The sequence below is a fragment of the Jonesia denitrificans DSM 20603 genome, from assembly GCF_000024065.1.
GTDB lineage: Bacteria > Actinomycetota > Actinomycetes > Actinomycetales > Cellulomonadaceae > Jonesia > Jonesia denitrificans.
Window position 1 is genome coordinate 952,511 of record NC_013174.1, and the last position, 15,532, is coordinate 968,042.

The window sequence follows — 15,532 nt, forward strand, 5'->3', positions numbered from 1 at the left end:
CGCAAATAGCCTGAGGGGCTTGATTGTGAAGAGGAACGAAGACAACCGATGAATGGTCGTCGTTGGATGGTCCTAGCCGCCGTGGTTGGTGTGTCCACACTTTCAGCGTGCGCTTCTCAGGGGCACGACAGTGATGAAACGCTGCCAACTTACACGCCGCCAGCGTGGATGGCTGAGGTTCGTGCGCAAAATGAGGAATACGCTAACGCGGGGGTGGCTTGTTTGGCTGCTCACGGAGTTGAAGGAACGGCGGACAACGGAACTTTTGGGATCTCCTACGGCCCGCAGAGCCAAGGGGCGCTCACACATATGACTGATGAGGAAGCGGATGCTCTCCTCACTGAATGTTCTGAGTCCCTCTCTCTTCCCGATTACGTGAATAACTCCGCAGACGAAGAATATGATCGAGTTCTTGACCTACGGGAATGTGTGATTGCTCAAGGATATGACATGCCTGATGCGCCGTCGCGTGAGGTGTGGACTGAACAATGGGAGCGGACCAGAGATGCATGGGTCCCCTATTATCACGAAATGACACTTGATCCTGATGGTCTTGAACGACACAAAGTCACTGTCGAAGAAATGAACCGGTTACAGAGTATTTGTGTACCGTCCACCGTGGGAGCAACCACTGTCAGTAGGTAGGACATGACAAAAACAATGCGCCACCTGCGCGCCCCCTAACGCACTGTGTAGGCAAGATCAGTGACCACCCGGTCCTTCTCCAACCCTTTCCGCTCAAAACTCGTTAACGGACGCCCCTCAAAACGGTCCGTACTCACCAACGTGAACTGCGGGTGCGCATCGAAAGTTTCCCGCATATGATCCGCATAATCCTGCCAATCAGTAGCCAACCGCACCACACCACCAGGGCGAAGCACACGCGTCAAACGGTCAAGGAACGCAGGCTGAATCAACCGACGCTTATGGTGACGGGACTTATGCCACGGGTCAGGGAAGAAAATCCACACTTCATCAACACCCGCAGCAGGCAAATACGTGTCCACTGCCTGCGCTGCATCCGCATGAATCACCCGAACATTTGACACACCCGTCCGACGAATCCGATACAACGTCGACGCGATCCCCGGCACATACACTTCTAACGCCAAAAAATCAGTATCCGACGCCTGCTGTGCGGCATGAACCACACACTCACCCTGCCCAGACCCAATCTCCACCACAAGCCGCCCCGAACGACCAAACACCTCACCAGGATCAAAAACAGCCTCAGGAGCAATCGAGGTTCGCGACATCAACCGGGGCGGAGCAATCACAAACAACGGAGCCAACTCATCCCACGCCCGCTGCTGACGGCCCTTCAACCGCGTCGACCGGGACACAAACGACACAATCTTGGGCCGGTGCTCACCAGCCTCTACCTGCCCCTCACCCATCTCCTCCACAGGTGCCACAGCGTCACCATCACCAGGTTCATCAGGGCTCACAGACACAGATGCGGCGTCGTTATTCACCACTCAACTCACATTCCTTCAGTCAGGCGCCAAGCGCCCACATCACAGCGCGGGATCAACGACCCAGTCTAGTGCCAGATACACTCACAAAGACGCAACCAAAGGAGACACGATGTACATCAAAGTGTGTGGACTCACCGACCCCCACGCCATCGACGCAGCCCAAGCCGCACACGTTGACGCCATCGGATTCGTCCACGCCCCCACCAGCCCCCGCCACCTCACACCACCACACATCAGCACACTCACCGCCACCGTGGACTGCACCATCGACACTGTCCTCGTTGTCGCCACCACCCCCATCGCCGACGCGCTCGCGCTTGCAGAATCTACCGGTGTTAGTGTGCTTCAACTTCACGGCCAATACAGTGACGACGATGTGGCGTACGCTGCGGCCCGTTTTCCCCGTGTGTGGCGAGCCACCTCGCTATCGGCCAGCCCAAACCTCACGGTCGGTGCGTATGGTGAGGAACTCTTGCTTCTCGATGCGCCCCAGGCAGGGTCAGGACACACCTGGGATTTCGCGGCGCTTGCTCACCGCCGACCAACTGGCCGGTGGTTGTTGGCCGGCGGGCTCACCCCAGACAATGTTGCAGACGCGATCACCACCACGTCACCGTGGGGTGTGGACGTGTCAAGCGGTGTGGAAAGCGCCCCTGGAGTCAAAGACCCCGCGAAGATTGCGGCATTTGTACAGGCCGCCAGAGGAGTATCGTGTCCCCGGTGACTAGTGGGGTCACGTACCGTGTCCACGGGTAGTCAGCAAACGCATCGGCAAGAGTGTCAGCAGCTTGGTCAAGGTCACGTTCGTGCGCAATTCGCACAGACACCTGCACGTTCCTTCCTTTCGTATGAGCCTTACTGGTCAGGAACCCTGAGGCCCGTCCGGGTGTCAATTTCGCGAAGAAGCGTGGCAAGGCGAGCATCACGTGAGCCAACGATCTCTGTCACCCTGTTCACGGGCGCGAGCGCACAGGAGTTAACCAGTTCCAAGAGCGCGTCGTTCATAGCATCGCGCAGCAGCGCGGCTGTGTGCTTGTCGAGGATGACAGTAAGTATGAGATCACCATTTATTCCTCCTGCTGCAACACTGACCGGGGAATTTATTACTACCGGACGTACGAGAATAGTCAGCTGAGCGCCGTGGACATACACCGTGAGGACCTAGACTCCGATGCGCTAGTGACTTTCCCCTTGATCACCGGGCAGCAGATTCACCGTCAGAACTGAACCAGGGCTAGTGTTGCTGTGGGGCTGGTCACCGTGCCCCTGTACCCTCGGTACCGAGTGCGTTGAGCACCAATTCTGCCCTCGGAACACGAAACCCCTGACCCAAGAGTACTCCCGGGTCAGGGGTTGACGTCGTTCACGTGCGCGAGGGGGGACTTGAACCCCCACGTCCGAAGACACTGGAACCTAAATCCAGCGCGTCTGCCAATTTCGCCACTCGCGCGCACCCACAAGTGTACGGGATATTTTTACCCGTCGAGACCAAGGTCCCGCCGTAGGCGTGCCACGTGCCCGGTTGCTTTCACGTTGTACAGGGCGTGAGTGATGGTGTGGTCCTCATCCAGGACGAAGGTGGAGCGGATAATTCCCATCACGGTACGCCCGTAATTGTTCTTCTCACCGTAAGCGCCGTAAGCAGTGGCAATGGTTTTGTCAGGGTCGGCGACAAGCGGGAAGGTGAGGTGTTCTTTGTCTGCGAAGGACGCGAGTTTGTCCGCGGAGTCGGGGGAGACCCCAATGACCGTGTATCCGGCACCTTGGAGGGACGCCAACGAGTCGCGGAAGTCACACGCCTGGGTGGTGCAACCGGGAGTGCCAGCTGCGGGGTAAAAATAGAGGATCACTTTCTTGCCCGCCGCATCGGCAAGAGAAAATTCCTCACCTGTTGCAGTGGGGGCGGTGAAAGCGGGTGCGGGTGTTCCGGGTTCAAGGCGAACAGACATGACAACCTTCCACAAGGTGTGAGCATTAACGGTCAGGGCCATGCTATCGGTACCGTAGAGGGTGTGAACGACTCAACGAACACCTCTGACACCACACCTGGGCGGGCGGCACCGCAACTGCCCGTGCGGATGCTCCACGACCGCGTGTTGGTGCACCCTGAGAAAGACACCACGGAACGACAATCCAGCGCCGGTTTGGTGATCCCAGCCACAGCGGTTGGTCCGAAGAAACTTGCGTGGGCGCTTGTTGCCGCCCTGGGTGACAACGTGCGCCAGGTCCGGCTCGGGGACCGGGTCTTGTTTGACCCTGAAGATCGCGCTGAGGTTGATATCGCTGGTACAGACTACGTACTGCTGCGCGAGAAAGATATCCACGCGGTTGCGCAAGCCGACGAATCAGAGCGCCCAACAGGCCTATACCTGTAAATTGCCGATGCACTCGGCACGTTCTCGCCCTCACTTGAGTTCCCATGATGGGAATCAGTCACTATGGGCGGATCTGCTGCTGGTGGGTAGGGTCAAAGGAGCAAGCTCACAGAGTTACTGACCGATGACGCAAGAGATGCTGTGAGGATCAGGGTGGGGTGAAAAACAATATTCACCCCCGATTCACGCACATCTCTCACGCAGATTTTAGGTTTGCAAGGCACGCTTAATTGAGTGCCACGAAACCCGCTGTGTGGCTTGGATCCGTCCCCCTAATGGCAAGGAGAGCGCGATGCGTCGTGAACCACGCGAACTGCCTAGTGAGTTCAGCCCTGAGGACCTTTTTGATGTTGAACTCAACGACGATGTGCGTGCACTGCTTGGTGAGGAAAGCCCCGCTGATCGGATCAGGTCTGGTGACATTCCTGCGGCGCTGCTCGCTGACTTAGCGGTGAGTTCATCGGCTGCACGCTGTGTGCCGCTCCCTGGTGACCAGCAGGAAAAGAGAGCCCACAGCGCATAGGGGTACATGCGAGTGAGGGGTGCGAGGGGCTACGACGCCCTGTGACAGTGACGAGCGCGACACGCACTCACATTGGAGATTTCCCGCTCGATTGCTATTGTTTCTTGTGCGCGCCATTAGCTCAATAGGCAGAGCAGCTGACTCTTAATCAGCGGGTTCGGGGTTCGAGTCCCTGATGGCGCACCAGATGAAAACCCAAGACACACGTCTTGGGTTTTTCTTTACCCCCACCGGCCTCAACGCGTCCTCGAGCGCGCAAAAAGTGACGAGGGTGACACAACGAGAAATTGGAGAATCTGCAGGCCGTTGCTATTGTTTCTTGTGCGCGCCATTAGCTCAATAGGCAGAGCAGCTGACTCTTAATCAGCGGGTTCGGGGTTCGAGTCCCTGATGGCGCACCACACAAAAGCCGGATCACACGATCCGGCTTTTTTCATGCCCACCAACGTGGCGCATCGGTGAGGCAATCCCTCCGGACCGCCCACATCACCCAGCGCATGCGCAGGTCACCCGATCATGGCAGGGTAGAAAAAGTCCGCACAAGTCCACTTGGAAGAAGGAAGCGATGCTCCCCAACGAACCACGCGACGTCCACTCAGCGGAAGAAGCGCCAGACATGGTTCCACTCGATGGCCGGGACGGACAACCAGTGGAACAAGGCGGGCAAGACGACCCGCGCACCCTTGACGCCAACGACCCGCTCAAAGACCCCCATGTGGTCGTCGATGACGACACTCAACTATGAACACACTGTAGATGAGGTTTGGGTTAAAGCCCCAACAGCTCTGCCAACCCGATAGCAGAGTTCACGCGACGTGACAGGACCCTGCGTTGGCTGGCCAACGCAGGGTCCTGAAAGTACGCCTCCTGCATATCAATGACAACAAGTGCCACCTGTGCAGGCATCATCACCTCAACTGCTAGTTCACGCGCCGAGCCGCAGCGGCAGCTTCCTTCGCGCTTTCAATATTCTCAGTCAGCAGTTCACCACTGGGATTTTCCAGGTGGGAACGCATAAACCATTGGAACAGTTCCAGTTCCCCGGTTTGGGAGATGAGGATGTCCTCGGTGATCGGGTCAAGGTCAGACACTAGTTCGAGGGCGGCACGGTGGTCCGAGATGACCCCGTTGTACACCACGTCCAGCGCGGCGAGATGTTCAGAGGTGGTCGCCCGCCCAATGGGGTAGTCGTGCCATGTCCGCTTCGCGGTGAGGTCGCCGGGCAACCCGTTCGGGGCAACCCCGAGGGTGGCCATGCGCTCCGCGAGGGCGTCAACCATGGCACGCACTTGGTCAATTTGGGGGTCAAGCATTTCGTGGACGGAAATGAAGTCGCGTCCAACAACGTTCCAGTGGGCGTGTTTGAGGGTGAGTTGCAGGTCGTTCAGTGCGTGGATGCGCATCTGGAGTGTGTCGGCGACCTTGTGTCCGTCAGCTAACTCCAGTCCAGGCACGGTGTAGTTCGCATACATGTCACTTGCCATGGTTGAAAACCCTCCTTTTGGGGTGTGATCCGCTCATGTGATCTGTGGTGACACTCGTTACGCTAACGCTGTTTCGCTGCACCCGCCTGCTGGGGCGGGCACATCGGCTATGGGCGAACGGGAGCGCGACTATTCGAACCGTGCGGTATCTCCAGCCCCAACACGCACAACTTCCGCGCTACCAGAGGAGTAGTCAATCACTGTGGTGGGTTCCTCCCCGCAATCGCCTGCTTCGACAACAGCGTCAAGCACGTGGTCGAGTTCTTCTTTGATTTGCCACCCTTCAGTGAGTGGGGAGTCGATGTCAGGCAGGATCAGGGAGCTCGACAAGATCGGTTCCCCCAGTTCCGCGATAATGCTGCGCACAATTTCGTTGTCTGGGATGCGCACACCCACTGTTTTCTTCTTGGGGTGGGCCAGGCGGCGGGGTACTTCTTTGGTGGCGGGCAAAATGAATGTGTAAGGGCCAGGAGTGGCAGCTTTGATGGCACGGAATGCGTGATTGTCGAGGATGACGAGTTGACCAAGCTGGGAGAAATCAGAACACACGAGTGTCATATGGTGACGCTCATCGAGGTCACGGATCGCGCGGATTCGGTCAGAACCGAAGTGGTTGTCCATGGCGCATCCCAGTGCATAACCAGAGTCGGTGGGGTAGGCGATCACCGCGCCGTTGCGGAGGGCGTCTGCCACCTGGGAAATGAGCCGTTGTTGGGGGTTGTCTGGGTGGATGTCAAAGAACTTCGCCATGTTCGCAGACTAGTTCCTCACCGGCGATCCGCAACCGCACCGCGCCGGGGGGCCATGGACTACCCTTGGGTGTGTGACGAATCGACGCGTAGCTCTTGTGACTTGTTCTGACCTTCCTGACCTTGCACCTGATGACCAGCATCTGGTGGGTGCGTTGGCTCAGGAAAGTATCGATGCGGTGCCCGCTGTGTGGGATGACCCGGCGGTGGCGTGGGATGAGTTTGACCTCGTTGTCGTGCGCTCAACCCGTGACTATGCGGCACGCCGGGACGAGTTTGTGTCATGGGCGAAATCTGTTCCACGGTTACTCAATCACGCTGACGTGGTGGAGTGGAACATTGATAAGTATTACTTAAAGGAAATGGAAGAACGTGGGATCCCAGTGGTGAGGACGCTGTGGCTTGACCCGGCGCGTCACTTCACCTCGCAGGCGATCCACACGCGGCTTCCTGCCTTTGGTGACTACGTTATTAAGCCCACGATTTCTGCTGGTGCCAAAGATACTGCCCGCTACCAGGAGGCCACCGCTCAAGCACGCGGTGAAGCGATCATGCATGTGCGTGACCTGTTGCTGTCGGGGCGCCACGTCATGATCCAGCCGTACTTGAAGCAGATTGATGAGAAAGGTGAGACCTCACTGATTTTCATTGATGGTCAGTTCTCCCATGCTGCAAGGAAAAACCCGATGCTTGCGCGTGGGGATGCCCCCGCGTCCCAGTATCAGGTTGAAGTGACCGTGGGAGATGGCGCAGAACCGGAGTATGTGGAGTTAGCCCGCAAAGCGTTACACGCCGCCCACGAGATCACCGGTGATGAGGAACGTTTCTTGTATGCCCGTGTTGACCTCATTCCCTCAGACACTGGTGAACCAGTGCTTCTCGAAATTGAACTCACCGAACCCACCCTGTTCTTTGCTGAGAACGAAGAAGCTGCACAGCGATTCGCTCAAGCGGTCGCTTCACGCCTCGATTCCTAGGCGTTCAATTTAGTGAGGCACGGCGATTGTGCGTAGAATCGTCGTGCCTCCGTAGCTCAGTTGGATAGAGCAAGGGCCTTCTAATCCCTAGGTCGCAGGTTCGAATCCTGTCGGGGGCGCCACAGATGGACCCCACCGTGAACGGTGATTGTCTTATTCCCACAACCCAGGACGTTGAGTGAACAACCAGTCCACCAGTGATGACAGCGACCGCGCCACCGTGACAATGTGGACCGACGGGGCCTGCAAAGGGAACCCCGGGGTAGGGGGTTGGGGTGTGTGGATGACCTCCGGGGCCCACACCAAAGAACTCTTTGGTGGTGAAAACCACACAACGAATAATCGCATGGAGCTCATGGCCGTCATTGAAGGGCTCCGCGCACTCAAACGTCCCTGTGATGTAAACCTCCACGTTGACTCCACTTACGTGATGAAAGGCATCACCTCGTGGATTCATGGGTGGAAACGCAACGGGTGGCGTACTGCAGACAAAAAACCTGTCAAGAACGCTGAACTCTGGCGCGAACTTGACGACCAAGTCACCCGCCACCGCGTCACCTGGACCTGGGTGAAAGGTCACTCCGGAGACGTAGGAAACGACAAAGCTGACGAACTCGCCAACAAGGGAGTCGAACTTGTGCGCTCAACGACGAGTAGCACACCCACGGAACCACCCTCCCGGCACATGCCGGCCACCAAGGAGTAGCGTGACACTGTGATTGAGAAGAAAACGCCAGAACAGATCGAAAAGATGCGGGTTGTTGGTGCAGTTGTTGCCACCGCCCTCGAGGAAATGCAACAAGCAGCCGCACCAGGAGTGTCACTCAAAGAGCTCGACGCTGTCGGCGCTCAAGTCCTCGCCGACCATGGTGCAACATCCCCCTTCCTCAACTACCACCCAGACTGGGCGCCATCACCCTTCCCCGGATCCATCTGTGCATCCGTCAACGACGCCGTGGTCCACGGTATCCCCACCGACCAACTGATCGCAGACGGTGACGTCGTGTCCATCGACTTTGGTGCGGTCCTTGACGGATGGTGCGGTGACGCCGCCCGCACCTTCATCGTTGGCACACCACGCCCCGAAGACGAACACCTCATCGAGGTCACACGCCAAGCCCTCTACGCCGGGATCGAAGCCGCCCAGGTAGGAAACACCGTGGGAGACATCGGCCACGCTGTTCACGCACTAGCCCGCAAACACCGCCTCGGTAACCTCGAAGACCACGGTGGACACGGCATCGGCACAGAAATGCACATGGACCCCTTCGTCCCCAACAAAGCCAAAAAAGGGAAAGGCACACGCCTCGAAGAGGGCATGGTCATCTGCATTGAACCCATGTTCATCCTCGGCGGCAAAGACAGCTACTACTACGACGACGACGGGTGGACCATCCGATCCATCAAAGGCGGCCGCTCAGCGCACTGGGAGCACACCATCGCCATCACAGCGCAAGGGCCTGACATCCTCACAATCCCATGACCAACAGCGCACCCACTCACCCCATTGTGTGGATCGACTGCGAAATGACCGGGCTCGACATCACCCAAGATGCGCTCATCGAAATCGCAGCGATCGTGACCGACAGCGAGCTCAATCCCCTCGACGAGGGGATTGACCTCGTCATCAAACCTCCCACAGAAGCCCTGACCACGATGGGCGACTTTGTGCGGACCATGCACACCCGCTCCGGGCTGCTCAACGAACTCGACGACGGACTCACCCTCGAAGACGCCGAACAACGTGTGTTGCGCTACGTCAAAAAACACAGTCCCGTAGCCCGTAAAGCCCCCCTGGCAGGAAACTCTGTGGGCACGGACCGTCTCTTCCTCAACAGAGACATGCCTGCCCTCACCGCGCACCTGCACTACCGCATCATCGACGTGTCTTCCATGAAAGAACTCGCACGCCGCTGGTACCCCCGCACCTACTACGCCGCACCTGGGAAAAACGGGGGACACCGAGCGCTCGCAGACATCCTGGAATCCATTGATGAACTGCGGTACTACCGCAAGGCCATGTTCAAAGAGAGCCCAGGCCTTGACACACAACAATCACGTCGGGTCGCAGCGGACATTGTGCAGAACTCTGTCAGCGGAACGATCACCGCACTGTCCGTTCCCTCCTCCGAGGACACCCCCAACTAGTGGGTGGTGTGGATCACCTCCGTTCAGTTTCGGTTTTCCGGCTCTGACCGGGTATGCTTTTCTAGGTCGCTGACAAAATCAGCGCCATGGTGGGTATAGCTCAGCAGGTAGAGCACCTGGTTGTGGTCCAGGGGGTCGCGGGTTCAAGTCCCGTTACTCACCCCAAATGGGAGAGGTTCAAACCCTCGACAAGAGTCACCACTCTTCGTTCGGGTTGAACCTCTCCCTTCTTTTTCGCTTCAGCCGCCCAGTTCAGGGCGTTCATCTGCTCCTCCGTGTCGCAGAGTGACCCGAAGGGCCGCTCGTACTCGACCCGCACATTCCCTTCTTCCTCGATGAAGATCCGATGGAAAAACGCCTGGTTACACCGCCGCCGGTTCGTATCATCAGCGCGCTAGTACACACTCACGATGGTGGCGAGCAGCCCGAGCGAGTCATCGAAGTTTGCCCGAGCCGACGCATACTCCTCGTGATGTGCTTCGAGCCGGTGTTGAATGTCCCTGATCTGGTTCGCGATGCGTTCTTGCTCCTGCTTCAACAGGTCGATCGGTACCGCCCCCGCATAGTGGGCCTGCAACAGCTTCATCCGCTCATCATCGAGACGGTCGCGCTCGCTCGTCAGCCGCGACAACTCTTTCGTCTCGTTCGCCATGAGCAGGTCGAAGTCTGCGTGAATCTTTCCGGCGAGGTCATGCCGCATGCCGGGTGACACTTCGATCATCTCGTAGTATTTCTCGATGAGCCGCTCGACGTCTTCGATGAGCATGGCTTGCCTTGTGCACTCGGTCTTCCCAGAGTGCCTGCCTGAGCACACGAAGTATGGGTAGACGTTGCCGTGCCGGTTTCTTGCGTTCGTGATGATCAGCCGTTCGCCGCACTGACCGCAGTAGATGGTGTCCTTCAGGTAGTGGTCATGCACCTGCGGATTTGTGTGCGTCGAGCACGGCCTGTACCTGGTACCAGACTTCTTTGGGCACAATTGAATTGGCCTGGCTCTTGTTCCGACCGGTTTCCCTGTCAGCCGGTCGGTGACAGAAGCGTCTCGGTTTCAGCGTAGTACGCCTGTTCGACCTCGATCGGAGTACGCATATCGAGTTCCCCGTGGAGCCGCTCATGGTTCCACCACCACACGTATTCGAGGGTCGCAAGCTCGACCTCCTCGACCGTCCGCCAGGGCCTTGCTGACGGATCAGTTCGGTCTTGTAGACCTTCATGGCGCCCAGCAGATCAACCAAGAAGCGACTCATGGCACCCAAGTAGCTGGTGAGCGACAGAGAGGAGCTCCGAGCACGACTTGATCTAGGTCAAGGCTGAGGCTCTGTCAACACAATAGTCTGGGTGGTGAAGGCCAGGAACCTCCTGGTCGATCCCCGTTTCGGGGTGAAGCGAAAGGACTCATCATGGCGAACGCTACTGACATCACCCACACTCTGCTGCGCGCCGAGGGTTTCTCGTGCCCGTCGTGCGTGACCAAGATCGAGAAGCAGGTCGGCAAGCTCGATGGCGTCGAGAACGTGACGGTGCACTTCGCCTCGGGTCGCGTTGAGATCGACCACGATGAGACAAGAAGTTCCGTCGACGATCTCATTGCTGCTGTCGATAAGGCCGGCTATAAGTCGAAGGCCTCCGCGTTCTAGCCAAACGGTTCCTAACGCACTAAGTTCATCAATTCGAAAGGCGGCACATTCGTGAACGCGTTCCGTAAGTGGCGGTATGGCAACTGGTTCATTCCCGTTGTCTCGGGCCTCCTCATTCTCGTGTCGTTTGGCGTCGAAAAGCTCTTCGTCGGCAGCTGGAACGTCACGGTCGGTCCGCAATGGTGGATCGACGCTGGCGAACACGCCCACGGTTCTGGTCATGTGTTTACCCTTGCGAACGCGTTCATGCTCGCCGCAGCAATTGTCGCGGGGTACGGAATCGTCGTGAAGGCCGTCCGGGCACTGCTCGTAAAGTTCATCAGTATCGACCTGCTCGTATCGATTGCAGCGTTCGGCGCGATACTCATCGGCAACTTCTGGGAAGCTGCCGCCGTGACGTTCCTCTTCGCGATCGGTCACGCTCTCGAAGCCGGCACGATGAACAAGACCCGTGCAGCGCTCGCTGAGTTGGTCGCGGTGGCCCCCGACGTTGCAGTCGTGATGCGCGACGGTGAGCAGGTCGAGATCGCCGCACATCAGGTGCGCATGGGCGAGATCGTGCTCGTAAAGAACGGAGCGAAAGTTCCCGTCGACGGGCAGGTCGTGTCAGGCACCGGAGCGATCGACGAGGCATCGATCACGGGTGAGTCGATCCCGGTCGAAAAGACGAAGTCAGATCACGTGTTTGCGGGCACGATCTCGCGGGGCGGATTCCTACAGGTCATGGCGACCGGCATCGGAGCCGACACGACGCTCGCGCGCATCATTCACCGTGTCGAAGAAGCGCAGGATGCGAAAGCGAAAACGCAGGCATTCATCGACCGATTCTCGAAGTGGTACACGCCCGCGGTGATGGTACTCGCGCTTGCGGCGGGCCTCATCTCTGGTGACGTAGTGCTCGGCCTCACGTTGCTCGTGATCGGTTGCCCGGGCGCGCTCGTCATCTCGATTCCCGTGGCGATCGTAGCGGGAATCGGCCGCTCGGCCCGCAACGGGATTCTCATCAAGGGCGGCGAGTACCTCGAAACCTCGGCCAAGATCTCGGCCGTCGCAGTCGATAAGACGGGGACTCTCACCGAGGGCCGCCCGGTACTCACCGACATCGTTGTGCTCAATCCTGAAGCGGATCGGCGCGAGGTGCTTCGCTGGGCAGCCGCCGCAGAAGCAGGGTCCGAGCACCCACTTGCCCGCCCGATCCTCGACACCGCACGAGAAGAAGGAGTGGCCCCCGAGGGGCTTCCGGGATCGGTCACACCGGTCGTGGGCAAGGGGATCGTGGCCGACGCTCACGACAAGCGGGTACTCATCGGTAACGTGCCGCTGCTCGAACAGTACGGGATCGTGAACGACGCGGGGGCGGCTGTGGCTGCGAAGAAACTGGCGGCGGCAGGCAAGACCCCGATGATTGTCGCGGTCGATGAGAGCCTGCTTGGCGTAATCGGTGTCGCAGATACGATCCGCGAGGATGCCCCCGAGATGATCAGGCGCTTGCACGCTAGCGGGGTGCAGAAGGTGGTGATGCTCACCGGAGATACGCGCCTTGTCGCCGAAGCCATCGGTGAGGCGGTCGGCATCGATGAGATCCATGCTTCGTTGCTACCCGAGGACAAGCTCGACGCTGTCGCGCGGTTGCAGCGCGAGGGGCACACGGTCGCGATGGTGGGCGACGGCGTGAACGACGCCCCGGCCCTCGCGACCGCCGACATTGGTGTTGCCATGGGTGCAGCGGGCTCAGCGGTGGCCGTGGAGACGGCAGACATTGCCCTGATGGGTGACAACCTCTTGAAACTGCCCGAAGCAATCAGCCTCGCCAAACGCACCGTGAACGTCATGCGCCAGAACATCTGGATCGCGCTCATCACCGTTGTCGTGCTGCTCGTCGGGGTCTTCGCAGGGGGTGTCACGATGGCTATCGGCATGCTCGTGCACGAGGGATCGGTGCTCATCGTAATCCTCAACGCGGTGCGCCTGCTGCGCAACACCCAAGGAGCCACTGCGTTGTCGAGGAGTGAACGCGCCCGAGCCGCACATGAAACAGGCCGCCCGGTCGAACCAGCCACGGCCCAGAGTTCATCCGAACTTCCATCTTGAGAAAGGACCACACACATGAGTGAGAACCAGTTCAGCGTCGGCGAGAAGGCGACGCACTTCATCATCGACGAGGTCGCGAAAGCAAACACGAATTTTCGTCAGGTGCTCCGACGGGAAAGCTTTCCCAACTCGTTGCGATGACGATTCCGGTGGGCGGGGAGATCGGCGACGAGGTGCATGACACCACCGACCAGTTGCTGAGTTTTGTGTCGGGGCAGCGGAGAGGCCGACTTTGACGGCGAGACGCACACCGTTGATGCTGGCGACCTGTGCGCTGTCCCGGCCGGTACTCGCCACAACTTCCGCAACACTGGCAATGAGCCGTTGGTGCTCTACACCGTCTATTCACCTCCGGAGCACGCAATTGACGCGGCGTATGCCACGAAGGAACTCGCTGATGCGGCAGAGGCTTCGGGTGAAGACTCTCCGCCACAGGCAACCAAGTAAGTGTCACTCACCTGGAGAATGAGGAGAAGTCAATAATGTCGAAAGCGCTGGTCTTCGCCGCCTATGGCGGCCCCGAGACGCAGGAACTCGTTGAACGCCCCGCACCGGCGCCTGGGCCTGGAGAGCTCGCGATCGAAGTGAAAGCGGCCGGGGTGAACCCTGCTGACTGGAAGATCCGTGCGGGGCAGATGGGCTCCCACTGGCCGCTTCCCGCACCGATGGGCCGAGAGGCCTCCGGTGTCGTCACCGCCGTAGGCGCAGAGGTCGAGAACTTCGCTGTCGGTGACATGGTGCTCGGCCTCGCGGCCAAAGGACAGGGAACGTTCGCGAAGCACACAGTGTTGGATGCGGCACAAACCGTCCAGAAGCCCGAAGAGCTTTCCTTTGTTGACGCTGCAGCACTGCCTGTCGCAGGGGCGACTGCGTATGACGTGACGCATCAGATCGAGCTGGAACCTGGTCAGACGATGCTGATTCTTGGCGCCGGAGGTGGGGTCGGGCTGATGGCGGCGCAGATCGGCAATGTGCACAAGTTCACGGTCATCGGTGTGGCCAGTGCAGCGAAGCAGGAACTGGTGGAGTCGACCGGTGCGACGTTCGTTGCCTCCGGGGAGGGTGCGGCTGACCGGGTGCGTGCCATCGCGCCGGAGGGTGTTGATGTGCTCATCGACCTGGTCGGTGGGCAGGCGGTTCGTGATCTCGCGGTCGTCGCCAAAGACCCGAGCGTCATCATCAGTACCGCAGACCCGACCACCGTGCAGCAACTCGGTGGCGTAGCGGTGGTGCGCACGCGTGAAGGGCTCGAGAAGGTCACCGGCGTCGCCCAGTACGGTCTCGTCGACCCGCAGGTGACGGACCGGTACAGTCTCGATCGGGCTGCGGAAGCCGTCGCCATGGTGGAGGCCGGGCACACTGCCGGCAAAGTGATCATCGAACCATGACCCAGCTGCCTGAGGCACCGACGGACGCCGTATTCACAGAAGCACGGACGTCTGATCCTGTGGCCTCAATAAACCGGGTGGCCGATGCATACGGGTCGCCTGAGGTTGATATCGAGGGCATTCTCGGTGCCGAGATCTCACCGGATGACCCTGATCGTGCGGTCATCGAGCCGTGGGCCGCGGCAGTCGATGGCCCCATTCTCGATGTCGGCGCGGGTACCGGGCGTTGGACCGGTCACCTCGCACGCCTCGGACACACGGTGGAAGGGCTCGAGCCATCGGATCGCCTCATCACGATTGCCCGAGCCAGACATCCCGCGGTTGTGTTCCATCACGATTCCATCGAAGATCTCGCCCGTTGCGAGACCCGCTGGGGCGGGATCCTCGCCTGGTATTCGACCATTCACATGAGTTCAGAAGAGCTCCTACACGCGCTCGTAACACTGCGCACTCGGCTGGGTGACGGCGGATCGCTGCTGATGTCCTTTTTCGCGGGGCCGCGGCTGGAGGTATTCGACCATCCGGTCGCCGCCGCATACCGGTGGCCGATGAACAAAATGGTCGAAGCCCTCACCCACGCCGGGTTCGAGGTGATCGGGCAGCGCTCGAACCCGCGGACGCCCCACGCGTACATCACTGCACGCGCCACCCCTGGCTTCAGCTGAAGCGCGGGTGTTGTGCC

At 59.2% G+C, this 15,532-nt stretch carries 20 protein-coding genes, 5 tRNA genes and 2 pseudogenes; 19 read left to right on the forward strand and 8 right to left on the reverse strand.

Going from position 1 to position 15,532, the window contains the following annotated elements:
* Window positions 1-90: 90 nt before the first annotated feature.
* Window positions 91-645, forward strand: a complete 555-nt coding sequence (locus JDEN_RS04465; protein ID WP_143713243.1) for a hypothetical protein — start codon at window positions 91-93, stop codon at window positions 643-645.
* Window positions 646-680: 35 nt separating this feature from the next.
* Here the strand turns inward: JDEN_RS04465 and trmB are convergent, their stop codons facing one another.
* Complete coding sequence (trmB, locus tag JDEN_RS04470) at window positions 681-1,475, reverse strand: tRNA (guanosine(46)-N7)-methyltransferase TrmB (protein WP_015771183.1); 795 nt, start codon at window positions 1,473-1,475, stop codon at window positions 681-683.
* 112 nt (window positions 1,476-1,587) lie between these two features.
* Here trmB and JDEN_RS04475 point away from each other — a divergent pair, with 112 nt between their 5' ends.
* Both JDEN_RS04475 and JDEN_RS13405 read left to right on the forward strand, forming a co-directional pair.
* Complete coding sequence (locus JDEN_RS04475; RefSeq protein WP_015771184.1) at window positions 1,588-2,202, forward strand: phosphoribosylanthranilate isomerase; 615 nt, start codon at window positions 1,588-1,590, stop codon at window positions 2,200-2,202.
* 284 nt (window positions 2,203-2,486) lie between these two features.
* A complete protein-coding gene (locus JDEN_RS13405; protein ID WP_226926658.1) occupies window positions 2,487-2,705 on the forward strand; it encodes a linear amide C-N hydrolase in 219 nt (72 codons plus the stop codon).
* 141 nt (window positions 2,706-2,846) lie between these two features.
* Here JDEN_RS13405 and JDEN_RS04485 read toward each other — a convergent pair.
* Window positions 2,847-2,928: transfer RNA gene (locus JDEN_RS04485), tRNA-Leu, on the reverse strand.
* Between the two features lie 25 nt (window positions 2,929-2,953).
* On the reverse strand, window positions 2,954-3,427 hold the full coding sequence (bcp, locus tag JDEN_RS04490; RefSeq protein WP_015771186.1) for a thioredoxin-dependent thiol peroxidase: 474 nt from the start codon (window positions 3,425-3,427) through the stop codon (window positions 2,954-2,956).
* Between the two features lie 63 nt (window positions 3,428-3,490).
* Here bcp and JDEN_RS04495 point away from each other — a divergent pair, with 63 nt between their 5' ends.
* The 5 genes from JDEN_RS04495 (at window position 3,491) to JDEN_RS04515 (ending at window position 5,121) form a co-directional block, all read left to right on the forward strand.
* On the forward strand, window positions 3,491-3,853 hold the full coding sequence (locus JDEN_RS04495) for a GroES family chaperonin (protein ID WP_041287823.1): 363 nt from the start codon (window positions 3,491-3,493) through the stop codon (window positions 3,851-3,853).
* A 292-nt stretch (window positions 3,854-4,145) separates the two neighbouring features.
* Window positions 4,146-4,376 (forward strand): hypothetical protein, encoded by a 231-nt coding sequence (locus JDEN_RS04500; protein WP_015771188.1) that lies wholly within the window; start codon window positions 4,146-4,148, stop codon window positions 4,374-4,376.
* 110 nt (window positions 4,377-4,486) lie between these two features.
* Window positions 4,487-4,562: transfer RNA gene (locus JDEN_RS04505), tRNA-Lys, on the forward strand.
* Between the two features lie 139 nt (window positions 4,563-4,701).
* Window positions 4,702-4,777: transfer RNA gene (locus JDEN_RS04510), tRNA-Lys, on the forward strand.
* Window positions 4,778-4,941: 164 nt separating this feature from the next.
* Window positions 4,942-5,121 (forward strand): hypothetical protein, encoded by a 180-nt coding sequence (locus JDEN_RS04515; RefSeq protein WP_015771189.1) that lies wholly within the window; start codon window positions 4,942-4,944, stop codon window positions 5,119-5,121.
* 23 nt (window positions 5,122-5,144) lie between these two features.
* Here JDEN_RS04515 and JDEN_RS13795 read toward each other — a convergent pair whose 3' ends face one another.
* The 3 genes from JDEN_RS13795 to JDEN_RS04525 all read right to left on the reverse strand — a co-directional run bounded on the left by JDEN_RS13795 (window position 5,145) and on the right by JDEN_RS04525 (window position 6,610).
* Window positions 5,145-5,285, reverse strand: a complete 141-nt coding sequence (locus JDEN_RS13795; RefSeq protein WP_169304094.1) for a hypothetical protein — start codon at window positions 5,283-5,285, stop codon at window positions 5,145-5,147.
* An 11-nt stretch (window positions 5,286-5,296) separates the two neighbouring features.
* On the reverse strand, window positions 5,297-5,860 hold the full coding sequence (locus JDEN_RS04520; protein ID WP_015771191.1) for a Dps family protein: 564 nt from the start codon (window positions 5,858-5,860) through the stop codon (window positions 5,297-5,299).
* Window positions 5,861-5,989: 129 nt separating this feature from the next.
* Window positions 5,990-6,610, reverse strand: a complete 621-nt coding sequence (locus JDEN_RS04525) for an L-threonylcarbamoyladenylate synthase (protein ID WP_015771192.1) — start codon at window positions 6,608-6,610, stop codon at window positions 5,990-5,992.
* A gap of 73 nt (window positions 6,611-6,683) precedes the next feature.
* Between JDEN_RS04525 and JDEN_RS04530 the strand changes: the two genes are divergently transcribed.
* From JDEN_RS04530 to JDEN_RS04555, 6 genes are all read left to right on the forward strand, one after another.
* Window positions 6,684-7,586, forward strand: coding sequence for an ATP-grasp domain-containing protein (locus JDEN_RS04530; RefSeq protein WP_015771193.1), 903 nt, complete (start codon window positions 6,684-6,686; stop codon window positions 7,584-7,586).
* A 45-nt stretch (window positions 7,587-7,631) separates the two neighbouring features.
* Window positions 7,632-7,708: transfer RNA gene (locus JDEN_RS04535), tRNA-Arg, on the forward strand.
* A 104-nt stretch (window positions 7,709-7,812) separates the two neighbouring features.
* Window positions 7,813-8,292, forward strand: coding sequence for a ribonuclease HI (gene rnhA / locus JDEN_RS04540; RefSeq protein ID WP_049754512.1), 480 nt, complete (start codon window positions 7,813-7,815; stop codon window positions 8,290-8,292).
* Window positions 8,293-8,301: 9 nt separating this feature from the next.
* Window positions 8,302-9,069, forward strand: coding sequence for a type I methionyl aminopeptidase (map, locus tag JDEN_RS04545; RefSeq protein ID WP_015771195.1), 768 nt, complete (start codon window positions 8,302-8,304; stop codon window positions 9,067-9,069).
* Window positions 9,066-9,734, forward strand: a complete 669-nt coding sequence (gene orn, locus JDEN_RS04550; protein WP_015771196.1) for an oligoribonuclease — start codon at window positions 9,066-9,068, stop codon at window positions 9,732-9,734. The genes map and orn overlap by 4 nt, the downstream gene beginning before the upstream one ends.
* An 89-nt stretch (window positions 9,735-9,823) precedes the next feature.
* Window positions 9,824-9,899: transfer RNA gene (locus JDEN_RS04555), tRNA-His, on the forward strand.
* A 229-nt stretch (window positions 9,900-10,128) separates the two neighbouring features.
* On the opposite strand, the gene JDEN_RS12945 is transcribed toward JDEN_RS04555, so the two are convergent.
* Both JDEN_RS12945 and JDEN_RS13410 read right to left on the reverse strand, forming a co-directional pair.
* On the reverse strand, window positions 10,129-10,653 hold the full coding sequence (locus JDEN_RS12945) for a recombinase zinc ribbon domain-containing protein (RefSeq protein ID WP_049754423.1): 525 nt from the start codon (window positions 10,651-10,653) through the stop codon (window positions 10,129-10,131).
* A gap of 98 nt (window positions 10,654-10,751) precedes the next feature.
* A pseudogene (locus JDEN_RS13410) lies at window positions 10,752-10,895 on the reverse strand (IS3 family transposase); the annotation flags it as partial.
* Between the two features lie 239 nt (window positions 10,896-11,134).
* Here JDEN_RS13410 and JDEN_RS04570 point away from each other — a divergent pair.
* The 5 genes and pseudogenes from JDEN_RS04570 to JDEN_RS04590 all read left to right on the forward strand — a co-directional run bounded on the left by JDEN_RS04570 (window position 11,135) and on the right by JDEN_RS04590 (window position 15,515).
* Window positions 11,135-11,371, forward strand: coding sequence for a heavy-metal-associated domain-containing protein (locus JDEN_RS04570; protein WP_015771197.1), 237 nt, complete (start codon window positions 11,135-11,137; stop codon window positions 11,369-11,371).
* 51 nt (window positions 11,372-11,422) lie between these two features.
* A complete protein-coding gene (locus JDEN_RS04575; RefSeq protein ID WP_015771198.1) occupies window positions 11,423-13,462 on the forward strand; it encodes a heavy metal translocating P-type ATPase in 2,040 nt (679 codons plus the stop codon).
* A gap of 15 nt (window positions 13,463-13,477) precedes the next feature.
* Window positions 13,478-13,909 (forward strand): annotated as a pseudogene (locus tag JDEN_RS04580) (cupin domain-containing protein).
* A gap of 35 nt (window positions 13,910-13,944) precedes the next feature.
* Window positions 13,945-14,850, forward strand: coding sequence for an NADP-dependent oxidoreductase (locus tag JDEN_RS04585; protein WP_015771200.1), 906 nt, complete (start codon window positions 13,945-13,947; stop codon window positions 14,848-14,850).
* Entirely contained in the window at window positions 14,847-15,515 is a 669-nt protein-coding gene (locus tag JDEN_RS04590; RefSeq protein WP_015771201.1) for a class I SAM-dependent methyltransferase, read from the forward strand. Before JDEN_RS04585 ends, JDEN_RS04590 begins: the two co-directional genes overlap by 4 nt.
* Window positions 15,516-15,532 lie beyond the last annotated feature (17 nt).

Bases quoted from the DNA above. Each gene is read 5' to 3' on its own strand.
- JDEN_RS04475 (WP_015771184.1), top strand. From the start codon at position 1,588: ATGTACATCAAAGTGTGTGGACTCACCGACCCCCACGCCATCGACGCA.
- bcp (WP_015771186.1), bottom strand. From the start codon at position 3,427: ATGTCTGTTCGCCTTGAACCCGGAACACCCGCACCCGCTTTCACCGCC.
- JDEN_RS04500 (WP_015771188.1), top strand. From the start codon at position 4,146: ATGCGTCGTGAACCACGCGAACTGCCTAGTGAGTTCAGCCCTGAGGAC.
- JDEN_RS04515 (WP_015771189.1), top strand. From the start codon at position 4,942: ATGCTCCCCAACGAACCACGCGACGTCCACTCAGCGGAAGAAGCGCCA.
- JDEN_RS13795 (WP_169304094.1), bottom strand. From the start codon at position 5,285: ATGATGCCTGCACAGGTGGCACTTGTTGTCATTGATATGCAGGAGGCG.
- JDEN_RS04520 (WP_015771191.1), bottom strand. From the start codon at position 5,860: ATGGCAAGTGACATGTATGCGAACTACACCGTGCCTGGACTGGAGTTA.
- JDEN_RS04525 (WP_015771192.1), bottom strand. From the start codon at position 6,610: ATGGCGAAGTTCTTTGACATCCACCCAGACAACCCCCAACAACGGCTC.
- rnhA (WP_049754512.1), top strand. From the start codon at position 7,813: ATGTGGACCGACGGGGCCTGCAAAGGGAACCCCGGGGTAGGGGGTTGG.
- orn (WP_015771196.1), top strand. From the start codon at position 9,066: ATGACCAACAGCGCACCCACTCACCCCATTGTGTGGATCGACTGCGAA.
- JDEN_RS04570 (WP_015771197.1), top strand. From the start codon at position 11,135: ATGGCGAACGCTACTGACATCACCCACACTCTGCTGCGCGCCGAGGGT.
- JDEN_RS04585 (WP_015771200.1), top strand. From the start codon at position 13,945: ATGTCGAAAGCGCTGGTCTTCGCCGCCTATGGCGGCCCCGAGACGCAG.
- JDEN_RS04590 (WP_015771201.1), top strand. From the start codon at position 14,847: ATGACCCAGCTGCCTGAGGCACCGACGGACGCCGTATTCACAGAAGCA.